The following is a 14,495-nucleotide window of genomic DNA, read 5'->3' on the forward strand; positions in this document are numbered from 1 at the left end:
GTAGCGCCACTACGAACCGTTACCGCTGGTTCACCGCGACCGGCGCCGAACCGGTGCGGTCCGAGCGGTCGAGGTCGAACCGGTCGAGGTTCATCACCTTCGCCCAGGCGGCGACAAAGTCGTTAACGAACTTCTCGCCGGCGTCCTCCGACGCGTAGGCCTCGGCCAGGGCCCGCAGCTGCGAGTTCGATCCGAACACCAGGTCGACCCGGGTGCCGGTCCACTTCAGCTCGCCCGACTCGCGGTCGCGGCCCTCGTAAACGCCGGGCTCATCGTCGGACTCGCTCCAGACCACGCCCATGTCGAGCAGGTTGACGAAGAATTCGTTGGTCAGCTTGCCCGGCTCGTCGGTGAACACACCGTGCTGGGCGCCCTCGTAGTTGGCGTCCAGCGCCCGCATGCCGCCAACCAGCACGGTCAGCTCCGGCGCGGAAAGCGTCAGCAGCTGCGCGCGGTCGACCAGCTGCTCCTCCAGCGAGCGGCGGTCGCCGCCGCTGGTGTAGTTCCGGAAGCCGTCGGACGCCGGCTCGAGCACCGCCATGCCCTCCACGTCGGTCAGCTCCTGTGTGGTGTCGGCGCGGCCCGGGGTGAACGGGACCGTGACGTCGTGACCGGCGTCCTCGGCGGCCTTCTCAACCGCCGCGCACCCGGCCAGCACGATCACGTCCGCCAGCGAGACCTGCTTGCCGCCGGACTGCGCGCCGTTAAAGTCCTGCTGGATCTTCTCGAGCTTCGCGAGCACGCGGGCCAGCTGCTCCGGCTGGTTGACCTCCCAGTCCTTCTGCGGCGCGAGGCGGATGCGGGCGCCGTTGGCGCCGCCCCGCATGTCCGACCCGCGGAACGTTGAGGCCGACGCCCAGGCGGTCTGGACCAGTTCGGGGACCGTCAAGCCGGACGCCAGGATCTTGCCCTTGAGGCTCTGGACGTCGGCGTCGGTCACCTGCTTGTAGTCGACCTCGGGGATCGGGTCCTGCCAGATCTGCGGCTCGGGGACCCACGGGCCCAGGCACCGCGAGTGCGGGCCCATGTCGCGGTGGATCAGCTTGTACCACGCCTTGGCGAACGCCTTGTTAAACTCCTCGGGGTTCTTGTAGAACCGCTCGGAGATCTTGCGGAACCCGGGGTCACGCTTCAGCGACAGGTCGGTGGTGAGCATCATCGGCGCGTGCGACTTCTCTGGGTCGTGCGCGTCGGGCACGGTGCCGGCGCCGCCGCCGTTCTTGGGGGTCCATTGGTGGGCGCCGGCCGGGCTCTTGGTCAGCTCCCACTCGTACTCAAACAGGTTCTCCCAGTAGCCCTGCGACCACTCGGCCGGCGTGGACGTCCACGCGCCCTCCAGACCGCTGGTGATCGTGTCGCCGGCGTTGCCGGTACCGAACTTGTTCCTCCAGCCGAAACCCTGCTCCTCGATGCCGGCGCCTTCTGGCTCGGGACCTACGTACTCCTTGGGGCTCGCGGCGCCGTGGGTCTTGCCGAGCGTGTGGCCGCCGGCGATCAGCGCGACCGTCTCCTCGTCGTTCATGCCCATGTTGCCAAACGTCTGGCGGATGGCGTGGGCGGCGGCCAGCGGGTCGGGGTTGCCCTTGGGGCCTTCTGGGTTGACGTAGATCAGGCCCATCGTGGTGGCGCCGAGAGGCTTCTGCAGCGGCTCGCCGACGGTGTAGCGGTCGTCGCTCATCCACTTCTTCTCGGGGCCCCAGTAGACGTCCTGCTGGGGTTCCCAGACGTCCTCGCGGCCGCCGGCGAAGCCGAAGGTCTCAAACCCGGCGGACTCCAGCGCGCAGTTGCCCGCGAACACCATCAGGTCGGCCCAAGAGATCTTCTGGCCGTACTTCTGCTTCACAGGCCAGAGCAGCCGCCGCGCCTTGTCGAGGTTGCCGTTGTCGGGCCAGCTGTTGAGCGGCGCGAACCGCTGCGTGCCGTCCGAGGCGCCGCCGCGGCCGTCGGCCATGCGGTAGGTGCCGGCGCTGTGCCAGGCCATGCGGATGAAGAACGGGCCGTAGTGGCCGTAGTCGGCCGGCCACCAGTCCTGCGAGGTGGTCATGCACTTCTCGATGTCCGCCTTGAGCTCGTTGAGGTCGAGCTTGGCGAACTCTTCGGCGTAGTTGAAGTCGGCGCCCAACGGGTTGCTGCTCGGGGCGTTCTGGTGCAGCATCCGCAGGTCCAGGCGGTTGGGCCACCACTCGTCAAGCGTCTTGGGCGCCTGTCGGGCGTCCTGGTACTCCTCGGGCGGCGCCGACTCGGGGCCGTCGGCTTCGACGCCCTCGGCCGCGTTCTTCAGCGCGGTGAAGTATTGCATGGCGCCCGTCACCGGGCACTTGCTGGCGCCCGCGGCGCCCTCGGCGGCGTGCCCAGCGGGCGGCGTTGCGACGGCCGCCTGGGTCGTGAACGCCGCCGTGAGCAGCAGTGATCGGAACAACATCTGGCGCCTCCTTCAAACAGATCGGGTACAAGGTTCGCGTCGGCGGCGTCCGCCGCACTTTTCAAATATAGGGGTGGCGCATAAGAACACAAATGCACGGGGTTTATAGCTGCAATGCGTCTGGCGCATGCTAGGAACCGCCCCGCGTGCGTAGGTCGTTCCTGTACTGGAAAAGGCCCCCAGAAGTGGCCGCAGGAGCCCTCGACCAGGCCGGCAGAATTGGATTCCCAAGAGACGAGGCCGCCTTTCTGAAGCGTAGCACCCCGATGGCCGTGGAGGGCCGGATTCTGACTCACACCCGGTCGATCCGCGTCAGCGGTTCGGGATTTCGGCGGCGTTGGCGGGAATTGCCCGAGTTCAATAGTCCGCCCTGGGAGTGCGGTACTTGGCTGCGGATTCGGCGCCGCATCCTGGTATCATTACGGGAAGCGGCAGCCTCTTTTCACCGCCGCCACTCCGCTCTCTTCAATGCTTGAGGATTGACCACTCATGGATCCGCTTTCGCGTCGCTCGTTCCTCTCGAAGACTGTCACCACCGCCGCAGTGGCGTCCGCGGCGTCGATAATGCCGCGCGTCGCTGGCGCCGCCGGCCCGAACGACACGCTGCAGGTCGGCGTGATCGGCGTTGGCGGCAAGGGTCGCGACCACGTTAAGCAACTGTCGCAGCTTCCGGGCGTGCGCGTGGCCGCGCTGTGCGATGTCGACCCGGCCCGCATCGCCAACGGCCAGTCGATGCTGGACGACGCCGGCGTGAAGGCGAAGCACTACCAGGACATGCGCGAGCTGCTGGACGACCCCGAGATCGACGCGGTCTCGATCGCCACGCCCAACCACTGGCACGCGTTGGCGACCATCTGGGCCTGCCAGCGGGGCAAGGACGTGTACGTCGAGAAGCCGGTCACCCACAACCTGTGGGAGGGCAAGCAGATCATCGACGCCGCCCGCAAGCACAACCGGGTGGTGCAGGTGGGCACCCAGAACCGGTCGGACACCGGGTTCCGCGCCGCGATCGACTACATCCGCGAGGGCGCCCTCGGCGAGATCCAGTGGATGCACGGCCTGTGGTTCAAGGACCGCGGCTCGATCGGCCACGTCACCGGGCCCCAGCCAATCCCCGCGGGCCTGGACTACAACCTGTGGACCGGTCCGGCGCCGCTGGAGCCGCTGATGCGGCAGAACCTCCACTACGACTGGCACTGGGACTGGGACACCGGCAACGCCGACATGGGCAACCTGGGCGCGCACCAGCTCGACGACTGCGCGCACGCGTTGGATATCGCGTCCTCGCCCAAGCGGTTCCTCTGCCTGGGGGGCCGGTTTGCACGCGAGGACGACGGCCAGACGCCGAACATGCAGGCCGTCTGCTTTGAATTCGACGACGCGCCGCCGTTTCTCGTCGAGGTCCGCGGCCTGACCGAGAGCGCCGGCAGCAGGAAGCTACCCAACGTTCGCGGCGTCACCGCTGGGAATGTCATCCAGTGCGAGAACGGCTACTTCGCCGGCGGGCGGGGCGGCGGCGCTGTGTACGACAACAGCGGCAAGCTGCTCAAGAGGTTCCCGGGCGACGGCGGCGCGGGGCACTACGCCAATTGGGTCGAAGCGGTCCGGTCGCGCAACAATGAGGGCCTGCGGGCGGAACTCGCCGTCGGCGTCCGCTCGGCCAACCTCTGCCACCTGGCGAACCTGGCGTTCCGCAGCGGCCAGCCGGCCTCCGTTGAGGAGGTCAAGAGCCGTGTCGGTCAGCGCGGCGACGCGCTGGAGACCATCGACGCGATCGCCGCGCACCTCAAGGCGAACAACGTCGACCTGGACCGCAACCGGCTCACCTGCAGCGAGTGGATGGAGTACGACCCGCAGGCGATGCAGCTCTCGGGCGCCGACGCCACCAGCAACGCCATCGCCAACGCGCTGGTCAAGCCTGGCTACCGCGAGCCGTTCGTTGTGCCCGAGCAGGTGTAGTCACTTCGTCCCGAAGATGCGTGTCGATGCCGGCGTGCGCCGCTGATTGCTGCGCCAGCCGCAGCAACGACGGCCAGCACCGCACACGCCGGTTCAGGGACGGCAGTCGAGATCCAGTCGACGGCGAACTCGTTGCCACCCACCATGCGAAACGAGCGGATAGCGCCCGACAACGCTAGTGTCCCGGTATCGAATCGCGGATCGCTGCCCGGCTCCACGTGCACCGCGACGGCGCCGATGCCCATCACCACCGCGGGCACGGTGACCAAACCGGTTGTGTCTTCGTCTATACGGACCACACCCTACTGGAACTTGTCCATCTTCGTCTCGGGCCCGTCCTTCACAACCGCCTGGGCCTTGCCGAAGCTCTCGATCAGGCACTTGTACTCCGGGCAGATGTGCTCGGCGATGATCTCGGCGAACCGCGACCCTTCCGGCCGGTTCCAGGAGCGCATCAGCTCGGCCACCATCGCGAAGGTGTCGGTCGGAATCGCTCCGGCCTGCGCGACGCGGGCGATGGTGGTGTCGGTCGCCATCTTGCTCCAGTTGCCCGAGGCGTCCACGACGCAGTAGGCCTTGTAGCCGGCCTGCACGGCGCTGACGGCCGGGAACGCCATGCAGACACTGGTCAGCGTCCCAGCGATGACCAGCGTCTTGCGTCCCGTCTTCTCGATGGCTTCGACAAACGGCGGGTTGTCCCAGGCGTTGATCTGCCCCGTGCGCGGCACGTACTGCGCGTGCGGCGCGTGCTCGTGCACCTCCGGGATCAGCGGGCCATTGGGCCCGTCCGGGACCGACGCGGTGGTGATCACGGGGATGTCGAGCAGGGTCGCGGTCTTGGCCAGCGCGATCACGTAGTTGCGCAGGTCGGGGACCGGCAGGTCCCGCACCGTGTTGAACAGCCCGCTCTGATGGTCGATCAGCAGCATCACTGTGTCGTCCGGGTCAAGCATTCCGTTGGTGGCCGCCATTAATCGCTCTCCATGGTTAGGTGTGCCGATGAGACTTGTGCTATCCTCGCGGCGTCGACCGCGGCGACAGACCAGTCAGGCTGTGACTGCATCTATATCCGTACCCATTGGGCCTCGCAACCAAGGGCCGCGGAGATACCAGTAACCCCACGGATACCGCACCGGGCATGGCAAAGAAGCAAACAGGGCGGAGGGCCTCCTGCCCGGTGGAAACTACTCTCGGCGTCATCGGCGGCCAGTGGAAGGTGCTGGTCATCCACTTCCTCCTCGATGGGCCCCGACGCTTCGGCGAACTCTCACGCCTCCTGGGTAGCATCTCCGCCAGGACGCTTTCGAAACAGCTGCGTGAGCTGGAAGCCGATGAAGTCGTAAGCCGGAAGGACTACCAAGAAATCCTACCGCGTGTAGAGTACTCGCTTACCCCTCTGGGCGAGTCCCTCAAACCGGTGCTCCAAGCGATGGAAGCGTGGGGCGCATCGGTCGAGAAGAAGAGCGAGAACCGGCGGCGTAGGGGCTGACCCCTACGCGCCACCCCTTACCAGGAGTCAGCAGTGGCCAAACTAATCGCATTCGCCGGGAGCGCCCGGCGGGAGTCGCTCAACCGCCGGCTCGTCCACGCGGCGGCCGCTATGGCGACCGCCCACGGCGCCACGGTGACGCTGATCGAGCTGCGCGACTTCCCGATGCCCCTCTACAACGGCGACATCGAGGAGTCGGACGGAGCGCCGGACAGCGCCGCGCGGCTCTACGACCTCATGAAGGGGCAAGACGGCCTGCTGCTCGCCTGCCCGGAATACAACAGCTCGATCACGCCGCTGCTGAAGAACACGATCGATTGGGTCTCCCGGCCAAGGGAGGGCGATCCGCCGCTGGCGGCCTTCACCGGCAAGACGGCCGGTTTGCTGAGCGCCTCTCCCGGGCAGCTGGGCGGCATGCGGGGACTGGTCCACGTGCGGTCGATCCTTGGCAGCATCGGCTTGCACGTCGTTCCGGAGCAGGCGTCGGTCCCCCGCGCCCACGAGGCGTTCGACGAGTCCGGCGCGCTCCGCGACAGCGGGGTCGCGGGGCGGGTCGAGCGGGTCGTGAAGCAGCTGGCCGAAACGGCCAGCAGGCTGTCAGCGTCCTAACGCGGGCGCCTACCACAGGGCCATTCGGGCCGACACGACTCAAGGAGTTGCCGGATGCATTTCACAATTGGGGTTTTGGTGCACGGCGCCATCGTGTTGGTGCTGATTGTCCGCGTGCTGCTGCGGCCGCACCGCGAACCGGCGTCACGGGTGGCCTGGATCGCCGTGATCGCGTCGGTCCCGGTCGCCGGCATGATCGCCTACCTGCTGTTCGGCGAGACCAGCATCGGCAGGCGCAGGATCGACGAGCTCCGCCGCATCCTCCGCGGAATGCTGCCGTACGACGCGTCGCGGTTGGAGGAATTCAAGAACGCGGTGCCCGCACGGCGCCAGTCGCTGTTCCGCGTGGCGACCTCCATCAGTGGCTTCGAGCCGGTGGGCGGCAACACGGCCCGGCTGATGGAAGACTCCAACGCCACGATCGAGCAGATGGTCGCCGATATCGACAACGCCGACCAGCACGTCCACCTGCTGTTCTACATCTGGCTCGCCGACAACAACGGCCTCAAGGTGGTCGACGCGGTCAAGCGGGCCGCTCAGCGTGGCGTGACCTGCCGCGTGATGGCCGACAACCTGGGCTCCCGCGCGATGATCTCGTCGCCCGACTGGACCGGCATGCAGCAGGCCGGCGTGAAAACAGGCGTAGCGCTCAAGATTGGCAACCCACTGATCCGCCCGCTCATCGGCCGCATCGACCTGCGCAACCACCGCAAGATCGCAGTCATCGACGGCCGCGTCACCTACTGCGGCAGCCAGAACTGCGCCGACCCCGAGTTCCGCGTGAAGGCCAAGTACGCGCCGTGGGTCGACTGCGTTATGCGGTTCGAAGGGCCGATCGCGCTGCAGAACCAGCGGCTGTTCGCCGCGGACTGGGCCGCCGCCACGGGCGAGAACATCGACGCTCTCCTCGCCCACGCGCCCGAGCCCTCGCCCGGCGGGTTCTACGCCCAGGCGGTGGGCACCGGTCCGACGGTCCGCTACTCAGCAATGCCCGAGACCTTTGAGTCGATGTTCTATGCGGCCCGCGAGCGGCTGATCGTGACCACGCCGTACTACGTTCCGGACGAGTCGCTCGAACGCGCCCTGTGCTCAGCCGCCTACCGCGGCGTCGACACCACGCTGATCGTGCCGGCCCGCAACGACTCGTGGATCGTGGCGTGCGCGAGCCGCAGCTATTACGAGGAGCTGCTGTCGGCGGGCGTGAAGCTCTTTGAGTTCAACGGCGGCCTGCTCCACGCCAAGACGCTGACCGTGGACGGTGAGGTCACGCTGATCGGATCGGCGAACATGGACCGCCGCAGCTTCGAGCTGAACTACGAGAACAACATCCTGTTCTACGACCCGCAGCTCACCGGGCAGCTCATCGAGCGGCAGGAGCAATACCGCGCCAACTCGCGTCAGGTGACCTTGAGCGAGGTGGAGGGCTGGTCGATGCCCCGCCGGCTGGCGAACAACGCGCTGGCAATGGTCGCCCCTATTTTGTGATCGCCCGGGGCAGATCCGCAGTGGGTCTTAACCACAGTGTCTCGCTGCAGATTGCTTGAGGTGACTCCTTTCGCGTTGAAAGCGTCCAACGGGCGGGCTCTAATGCTGGAGTCCACGCCGAGGCTGCAGCTTGCCTGACATAGGAGTCAAGGATTGGTGCGGCTGGGCAGTGCGTGAGTCCTCAAGCGGAACGATCCATGCAATAGGGCACGGCGATGTGGCAGTCCACTCGCATCTTCGACGCCGCCGACCGCCGCCGCCGCGCGCGGCTGAGGAAGTTCAGGCAGTTCCGGCTGCGGTCGCTGGTCTGGCTGCTAACCGTGGCGGCGTTGTGCTCGGCTTTGGCGGGTCAGTGGGGGGACGTCATCGCTGCCCGGGCGGCGTTCCGCTGGAAGCAGATGCTGACCAGCATGTCGACCGAGCCGGCCGCCGACGTGTTGCTGCTCGCCGCGTGCGTGAGCGGCCTTCTGGTGGGCTGCACGCTAGCGTGCCTCGTCAGCCTCCTCAATGAACCTCGCGGCTTCCGCGTGGTCGCCGTGCTCACTTGCCTAGCTATCCCCGCGCTGGTTGCGGCGATCGGGATGGATTCCGCTGCTCTCGACGACACCCACCTGAAGGATCTTGAAGCTCCGCAGGCAGCCAGGGCAGGGCTGCTGTGGTTCGTCTGCGTCGCGCCGGCGAGCGCGGCCATAGGTTGGTACGGCTCGGCGACGAGAAAGTCTTGAGTACAGGGCGTCGGTCGCACGCAGGAGACTTGCGAGACTGGAGAAGCACGACGCCAGTTGATTGGCGCGAGTCCGTGTTGGAGCACCTGCAAAGCCCGCACCTAGCTAAATCCTGAGTGGCGTTTGACCTCTCGAAAGCAGGGCCCCGGCTAGGCGTTGGCAGCTTCTGATCTGCAAAACGACTATGACAGCCGATGAGCCCTCGACACCGCCTGGCAGGGGCGCAGATTCGCCCAACTTCTGAGTAGAAAACGGCCACCGTGCGCGGTCCAATTGAGGGGTTGCTGCGCGGCGTTGTTGCCGGGCGGCGCGATTGGGGGTTGCGCCGCAGGGATCTTGCCAAGGGAAACTCGGGGGGCTTACTTTTGTCCCTATGCGAACCAAAGGGGGACAAAAGTCGCCGACTTTTGTCCCCACTGACACACGCCAGACACTGCTATACAAGGCCCAGACGACCTTTGACGGGGACAAAACTCCGCGACTTTAGTCCCTAAAAATCGAAAGCGCCACAAGGGACAAAAGTCGGCCCCACCGCGCGGGTAGCGGGGCGGCTACGCGTCGCTGCCAAGCACGCCAACCGCCTGCAGCAGGCAGATCACCACGTACAGCGCGAGGGTCATCCACCACACGAGCACCACCTTGCTGGGCGGCTGCACGCCGAGCCCGTACGCCAGCAGGCCCGAGACCGCCACCAGCCCGAGGATCACCGCCAGCACCTGGAACGACGTCGCGGCGCCGATGCCCATCACCACCGCGGCCACGGTGACCGCGATCATCAGGTCCTGGAACGAGAAGTTGATGCGGAAGCGGGTCTGCTCGACCGCTTCCTCGAATTCGGCGTCGGCCTCCTCCAGTTCCTCGTCGTACATGGTCGCGTCGCCGGCGGCCTGCGCGGCCTGCCGCTCGCGGACCCGGCGGACCGCTTCGTTCCGGCGGGCGGAGGCCTCCTCAATCCGTTTGCGTTCGGCCCACGAGAGGTACCAGTGGGCGGCGAACAGGCCCGCGGTGATGAAGATCATCAGCACCGCGAAGCCGTGCATCAGCTTGGCGAGCGTCATGCCGATCGCCAGCACGGCGGTGGCGACCAGCAGGTGCTTCACCTGGAACTGAAAGTTGAACCCCTCGTCGGGGTCCAGCATGTGCCGCTCCTCCATGGCCCGCTGGGCGTTGTCGATCTCGAGCGACTCGCCGGCGGCGCGGAGGTCCTCGGCGGCCCGCTGGCGGGCGAGCTGCTCGACGGACTCGTCGGGCGCCTCGAGCTCGTACTCGTCGTCGTCAGGGGCGTCGGAGGGGGGGGAGTCGTAAATCGACATGAACGCGGGCGTCGGGGAGGGGGAACGGGCGGACCCCGCCATTTTCCCACCCGGGCCCGTCCACGGCAACCGCACGACGCGTGGCCGCACGCTGGCCGCGGGGCCGGTCAGGCCCTACATTCGGATTCCGCATTCCTGCCCGAGTCTGTCCCAAGCTAACGTTATGCACTTCCTGCTTACCGCCCTCGGCAGCTACGGCGACGTGCACCCGATGATCGGGCTCGGCGCCGCGCTCGTAGCACGGGGGCACGAGGTTGAGGTGGTGGCCAACCCCTACTTCGAGCAGGAGATCCGCACCGCGTCGCTGGGCTTCGTGCCGATGGGCACGCAGCAGCAGTACCACGACATGACCCGGCACCCAGACCTGTGGCGGCCGCGGCAGAGCCTGCCGATGATCGTCCGCGAGGCGAGCCTGGCCTTCCTCCGCGAGATGCACCGCGAGCTTACCGCCCGCTGCCGGCCGGGCGAGACGGTGATCGCCGCGCACGGGCTGGACCTGGCGAGCCGCGTGGTGCGGGACCAGGGGCTGGCGCCGGTCGCGTCGGTCACGTTCGCGCCGCTGTCGATGTGGAGCCGGCGCACGCCGCCCAAGCTGCCGATCGCGTTCACGCGGCCGTGGCTGCCGGGCTGGGTCAACCAGGCGCAGTTCCTGCTCGGCGAGCGGGCCGTGCTGCGGCCGCTGATCGCGCCGGAGCTCAACGCGCTGCGGGCGGAGCTGGGCCTGCCGCCGGTCGGCCGCCTGATGCCGGACTGGTGGTACGCCGACGCGTGCAACCTGTGCTTGTTCCCCGACTGGTTTGCGCCGCCGCAGCCGGACTGGCCGGCGGGTACCGAGTGCGTGGGATTCCCGCTGTGGGACGGCGGCTGCCACCGCCCGCTGAGCGACGCGTGCCAGGCGTTCCTCGACGAGGGCGAGCCACCAATTGTGTTCACCCCGGGATCGGCCAACCGGCAGAGCGCCGAGCTGATGGCTCAGGCGGCCGAGGCCTGCCGCCTGCTGGGGCGGCGGGGCGTGCTGCTGACCAAGTTCGCCGAGCAACTGCCGGCCGACCTGCCGCAGGGCGTGCGGAGGTTTGAGTTTGAGCCGCTCAGTCAACTCCTGCCGAAGTGCGCGGCGTTCGTGCACCACGGCGGCATCGGCAGCTCGAGCCAGGGCCTGGCCGCGGGCACACCGCAGCTCATCCGGCCGCAGGCGTTCGATCAGCAGGACAACGCGGCCCGGCTGAGGGCGCTCGGCGTCGCGGGTGAGCTCTCGCCACGCCGGTTCAACGAGCGGACCGCGGCGGCGGCGCTGGAGCGGCTGCTCGGCTCCGACGAGGTGCGTGAGAGCTGCCGGCGGCAGGCGCGGCGTTGCGACGGGCAGGCCGCCCGCAATCGCGCGTGCGGCGTGCTGGAGGGCCTGCTGGCCGCTCCGGCCGGCGCTAGTACGTCGTAGACGACTGCCACTGGTTCGCCACGTGCGACGGAGCCCCGGCCGCGGCGGCGGGGCCAGCGCCCGCGGCGGCGGCCTGCAGCGTGGCGACCCGGGCCGCGACCTGCGGCTGCGCGCCGTTGATGGCGAGCGAACGCTGGTAGTTGGCGAGCGCCTGCTGGTACTCGCCGGCCTGGTCACGCAGCCGCCCCAGCGCCGTGAACGCCCGGGCGTCGGCGGGTGCGACCTCGAGCGCCGCGATGAGCTGCGCCTTGGCCTCGTCGAACTGGCCGGTCTCTTCGAGGAGCCGGGCGAGCTCGATCTTCGGGTTGGGGTTCTGCGGGCTGGCGGCGTTCCAGTTGTTCAGCAGTCGGAAGGCGGCGTCGCGGCGGTTGGTCTCAGTGAGGAGAACGGCCAGGCCGCGGTAGCACTCGACGTGATTCGGGTTTCGCTCCAGGCACTGGTTGTAGAGCACCTCGGCCTGCTTGATGTCCTCCGGCCGGTTGTACATGGCGCCCGCCTTGTGGAGCGACGCGGCCAGGTTGTAGTAGCCGTCGGCCGAGTCGGGGTTGGACGCGATCGCCTCCTGGAACTTGACCGCCGCCTGGTCGTAGGCGCCCTGGGTGTACAGCCGCACGCCCTCGGCGTTGTTGGCCTGGCTGTTCACGGTGTTGCAGCCGCTCAGGCAGGCGAGGGTCGGCAGCAGGGCGAGGGCCGCCCAGCGGCGTCGGTTCTGGCGGTTTGAGAGCACGTTCGGTTTCTCCGCGTCAGCCGGATCGGGGGGCGGGGGCCGCCCTGGACCCGCGGACCCTACCAACCGTCCCAAACCCACGCAAGGCGAGTGATTTCGCCTGCGTTTCCGCCTCAGCCGGGCGGCGGCGCTCGCCCTGTCGGGCATGTTTGACTCACACGCAACGATCAGCCAAACCTGCAAATCCACCCGATCCGCCTATTTTTCCAGGGCTCTGTAAACGTCAGGGCATGGCTCCCGATTGGACCCCTAGCGACCCCCCATTCCACGCTGACTGCCTCACCCCACGGCCTCCCCCGCCCAGGGCAGTCAGCACCAGCCGACAAGGAGAGACCCGGTGGCGAAGACCAAGACCGCAACCAAGACTGCCAGCAAGAAGGCCGCTCCCAAGAAGACCACCGCTAAGAAGGCGGCCCCCAAGCGTAAGACCGCCAGCAGCAAGGCCGGCGAGAAGACCGTCAGCGTCGACCGCCGGCGGGCCACCCGCCGCAAAGAGGCCGAGACCGCCGAGAAGCCCGCCGAGGCGCCGAAGCTGGAACGCCGCGAGAAGGTCAACCGCCGCCGCCAGATCGACCCCACCACCTGCGAGCGCGACTACTCCGACGCCGAGGTGCAGTTCATGAACGCCCTTGACGACTACAAGCGGAAGAGCGGCCGCATGTTCCCCACCTGCAGCGAGGTGCTGGAGGTGATCCGCGGGCTGGGCTACGTGCAGCTCGACGCGGCCGAGCTTGCCGCGCGGCAGGGCGGCGGCGGAGCCGACCTGGAGTCGCAGGCCGAGGCCGAAGCCCTTGAGGCGATGGCCGAGTCGGAAGAGCTGGCGACCGCCGAGTAGCGATCCATCACAGAAGCCGATTCGCGGACCTGGGTGCCCGGTGGACCCGTAATGACCGGGGGCGGTCACCACCCCACCGGCGACCAGGCGAGTGAAAACCAAAGCGGCGGGGCGTCCTCCTTGGAGGCGGCCCCGCCGCTTTTATGTTGCTGAGACTTTGGTCGGGCTTCAGCTAGTCGCCTGGACGTCGTGGAAGACGTCGCGCAACTCGCTGACCGTCGCGTCGGCGATCCGCTTGCCGCGCTGCTCAAGCCGCTCGCCAACCTTGATGACGGTCTCCTGCATGCGGCCGTGCGTCTCTTCCGAGCCGCCCGCCAGCATGAAGTCCTTGCCACGGGTGAGCCGCTTGTGGCCGTCCTCGGCGTCGAACGCGAGTCCGAGCACGGCCGACTTTTTCTCGGGTTGGTTTGCTTTCAAGCTTTTCGCCTCTTGCTGAGTATCTACGCCTGGGTCCGGTGGGCTGGGCGATCAGCGACGCCGCGCCATCTCGCGGAGGATGTCCGCCGCCGCTTCGCGGCTGTCTTTGGCGCCCGGCTTCTTCGGGATGCTGGGCAGCTTGCCGAACCGCTTCTTCTTGTCTTTCTTCTTGGCGTCGTCCTCGGCAACCTCCTCCGAAGGCGCCTCGGCGTCGGCTTCGCCTTCGGACGCAGGCTCCTGCTGAACCTCATCTTCCGCCGGCGCGGGAATCTTCGAAGACCTGGTTTCGTCGACGCGGAAACTCATCGTCTCGCGCATCGAAACCGAAGAGGTCGGGTCACCGCCAAGGAGCCAGTTGCTGATGTCGTCGTCGCCGACGTCCACGCTGCTCTGGCTGGCCGCGCGGTCGACCGCTTCGGCGACGCTCTTGACCGGCGGCTTCTTCTCGGACTTGATGTCCGCGCCGGAGGCGATCATCTCGAACTCGAGAGGGCCCACCTTGAGCAGATCGCCAACCTTGAGCGGCGTCTCGCCGTCGATCTTCTCGCCATTGACCAGGGTGCCGTTGCGGCTGCCCAGGTCGCGCACACTCACCCCGGAGTCGCGCGTCAGCACGACACAGTGGCGGCGGCTGATAGCGTCACTACCAGCGCGCAGGGTGCATTCGCTTGAGCGCCCGATTAGGAACTTCGATCTCTTGAGTGGGATCTCGGTTCCCTCCTTAGCGCCCGCCAAGACTTTCAACTTCATGTTGAGCCCCCATTCCTCCGCACGAGGAGTTAACAGACAGAAAATAGCGATAGGGGTGCGGAAGAATACTCGTTTGAATCAGCCGCAAACTGCCACACAGCGGGGAAGGATTAAATGGAATAGGATCCCCGGGCCGACGCAGCTGACGGTGTCTCTAGTCAGTACGCACGTCTTGTACCTCGCGTCTCAAAACGGGCCGTATCGACCCCTTTAGACTGCAAATTGTATACGCAATCCAGACCGAAGCGATCACAAATTGCGGAATCTCATCACCCTTTTACGTCGAATACGCCCTGCGGATGTAGGCAGACCGCTGCCGGCGTCAGAGC

The 14,495-nt window shown here is 67.3% G+C and carries 14 protein-coding genes; 7 read left to right on the top strand and 7 right to left on the bottom strand.

What is annotated here, in order from left to right; all coding sequences use genetic code 11:
* Positions 1-19 precede the first annotated feature (19 nt).
* Positions 20-2,422, bottom strand: a complete 2,403-nt coding sequence (gene katG, locus KOR34_RS03630; protein WP_146562287.1) for a catalase/peroxidase HPI — start codon at positions 2,420-2,422, stop codon at positions 20-22.
* A gap of 489 nt (positions 2,423-2,911) precedes the next feature.
* Between katG and KOR34_RS03635 the strand changes: the two genes are divergently transcribed.
* Positions 2,912-4,381, top strand: a complete 1,470-nt coding sequence (locus tag KOR34_RS03635; protein WP_146562289.1) for a Gfo/Idh/MocA family protein — start codon at positions 2,912-2,914, stop codon at positions 4,379-4,381.
* On the opposite strand, the gene KOR34_RS03640 is transcribed toward KOR34_RS03635, so the two are convergent.
* Together KOR34_RS03640 and KOR34_RS03645 are read right to left on the bottom strand one after the other, a co-directional pair.
* The gene (locus KOR34_RS03640; RefSeq protein WP_146562291.1) at positions 4,345-4,650 is read right to left on the bottom strand and encodes a hypothetical protein; all 306 of its coding nucleotides are present in this window, start codon (positions 4,648-4,650) and stop codon (positions 4,345-4,347) included. The two genes, KOR34_RS03635 and KOR34_RS03640, sit on opposite strands and share 37 nt — an antisense overlap.
* A 33-nt stretch (positions 4,651-4,683) precedes the next feature.
* On the bottom strand, positions 4,684-5,352 hold the full coding sequence (locus tag KOR34_RS03645; RefSeq protein WP_146562293.1) for an isochorismatase family protein: 669 nt from the start codon (positions 5,350-5,352) through the stop codon (positions 4,684-4,686).
* Positions 5,353-5,558: 206 nt separating this feature from the next.
* Between KOR34_RS03645 and KOR34_RS03650 the strand changes: the two genes are divergently transcribed.
* From KOR34_RS03650 to KOR34_RS03665, 4 genes are all read left to right on the top strand, one after another.
* Entirely contained in the window at positions 5,559-5,870 is a 312-nt protein-coding gene (locus KOR34_RS03650; RefSeq protein ID WP_228714493.1) for a winged helix-turn-helix transcriptional regulator, read from the top strand.
* Between the two features lie 33 nt (positions 5,871-5,903).
* A complete protein-coding gene (locus KOR34_RS03655) occupies positions 5,904-6,479 on the top strand; it encodes an NADPH-dependent FMN reductase (RefSeq protein ID WP_146562297.1) in 576 nt (191 codons plus the stop codon).
* A 54-nt stretch (positions 6,480-6,533) separates the two neighbouring features.
* Positions 6,534-7,964 (top strand): cardiolipin synthase, encoded by a 1,431-nt coding sequence (cls, locus tag KOR34_RS03660; RefSeq protein WP_146562299.1) that lies wholly within the window; start codon positions 6,534-6,536, stop codon positions 7,962-7,964.
* Positions 7,965-8,179: 215 nt separating this feature from the next.
* Positions 8,180-8,689, top strand: a complete 510-nt coding sequence (locus tag KOR34_RS03665; RefSeq protein WP_146562301.1) for a hypothetical protein — start codon at positions 8,180-8,182, stop codon at positions 8,687-8,689.
* A 551-nt stretch (positions 8,690-9,240) separates the two neighbouring features.
* Here KOR34_RS03665 and KOR34_RS03670 read toward each other — a convergent pair.
* Entirely contained in the window at positions 9,241-10,002 is a 762-nt protein-coding gene (locus tag KOR34_RS03670) for a hypothetical protein (protein ID WP_146562303.1), read from the bottom strand.
* Between the two features lie 163 nt (positions 10,003-10,165).
* On the opposite strand from KOR34_RS03670, the gene KOR34_RS03675 reads away from it, so the two are divergent.
* Positions 10,166-11,437 (top strand): glycosyltransferase, encoded by a 1,272-nt coding sequence (locus tag KOR34_RS03675; RefSeq protein WP_197531112.1) that lies wholly within the window; start codon positions 10,166-10,168, stop codon positions 11,435-11,437.
* Here KOR34_RS03675 and KOR34_RS03680 read toward each other — a convergent pair.
* Positions 11,424-12,164 (bottom strand): tetratricopeptide repeat protein, encoded by a 741-nt coding sequence (locus KOR34_RS03680; protein ID WP_197531113.1) that lies wholly within the window; start codon positions 12,162-12,164, stop codon positions 11,424-11,426. The genes KOR34_RS03675 and KOR34_RS03680 overlap by 14 nt on opposite strands.
* A gap of 337 nt (positions 12,165-12,501) precedes the next feature.
* On the opposite strand from KOR34_RS03680, the gene KOR34_RS03685 reads away from it, so the two are divergent.
* Positions 12,502-12,999, top strand: coding sequence for a hypothetical protein (locus tag KOR34_RS03685; protein WP_146562309.1), 498 nt, complete (start codon positions 12,502-12,504; stop codon positions 12,997-12,999).
* Positions 13,000-13,167: 168 nt separating this feature from the next.
* Here the strand turns inward: KOR34_RS03685 and KOR34_RS03690 are convergent, their stop codons facing one another.
* Positions 13,168-13,416 carry a hypothetical protein gene (locus tag KOR34_RS03690; RefSeq protein ID WP_146562311.1) on the bottom strand — a complete coding sequence of 83 codons (249 nt, stop codon included), beginning with the start codon at positions 13,414-13,416 and terminating at the stop codon, positions 13,168-13,170.
* Positions 13,417-13,467: 51 nt separating this feature from the next.
* On the bottom strand, positions 13,468-14,166 hold the full coding sequence (locus KOR34_RS03695; RefSeq protein ID WP_146562313.1) for an FHA domain-containing protein: 699 nt from the start codon (positions 14,164-14,166) through the stop codon (positions 13,468-13,470).
* Positions 14,167-14,495: the final 329 nt, after the last annotated feature.

This window comes from Posidoniimonas corsicana (assembly GCF_007859765.1).
Classification (GTDB): Bacteria; Planctomycetota; Planctomycetia; order Pirellulales; family Lacipirellulaceae; genus Posidoniimonas; species Posidoniimonas corsicana.

Bases quoted from the DNA above. Each gene is read 5' to 3' on its own strand.
- KOR34_RS03670 (WP_146562303.1), bottom strand. From the start codon at position 10,002: ATGTCGATTTACGACTCCCCCCCCTCCGACGCCCCTGACGACGACGAG.
- KOR34_RS03665 (WP_146562301.1), top strand. From the start codon at position 8,180: ATGTGGCAGTCCACTCGCATCTTCGACGCCGCCGACCGCCGCCGCCGC.
- KOR34_RS03645 (WP_146562293.1), bottom strand. From the start codon at position 5,352: ATGGCGGCCACCAACGGAATGCTTGACCCGGACGACACAGTGATGCTG.
- cls (WP_146562299.1), top strand. From the start codon at position 6,534: ATGCATTTCACAATTGGGGTTTTGGTGCACGGCGCCATCGTGTTGGTG.
- KOR34_RS03695 (WP_146562313.1), bottom strand. From the start codon at position 14,166: ATGAAGTTGAAAGTCTTGGCGGGCGCTAAGGAGGGAACCGAGATCCCA.
- katG (WP_146562287.1), bottom strand. From the start codon at position 2,422: ATGTTGTTCCGATCACTGCTGCTCACGGCGGCGTTCACGACCCAGGCG.
- KOR34_RS03635 (WP_146562289.1), top strand. From the start codon at position 2,912: ATGGATCCGCTTTCGCGTCGCTCGTTCCTCTCGAAGACTGTCACCACC.
- KOR34_RS03675 (WP_197531112.1), top strand. From the start codon at position 10,166: ATGCACTTCCTGCTTACCGCCCTCGGCAGCTACGGCGACGTGCACCCG.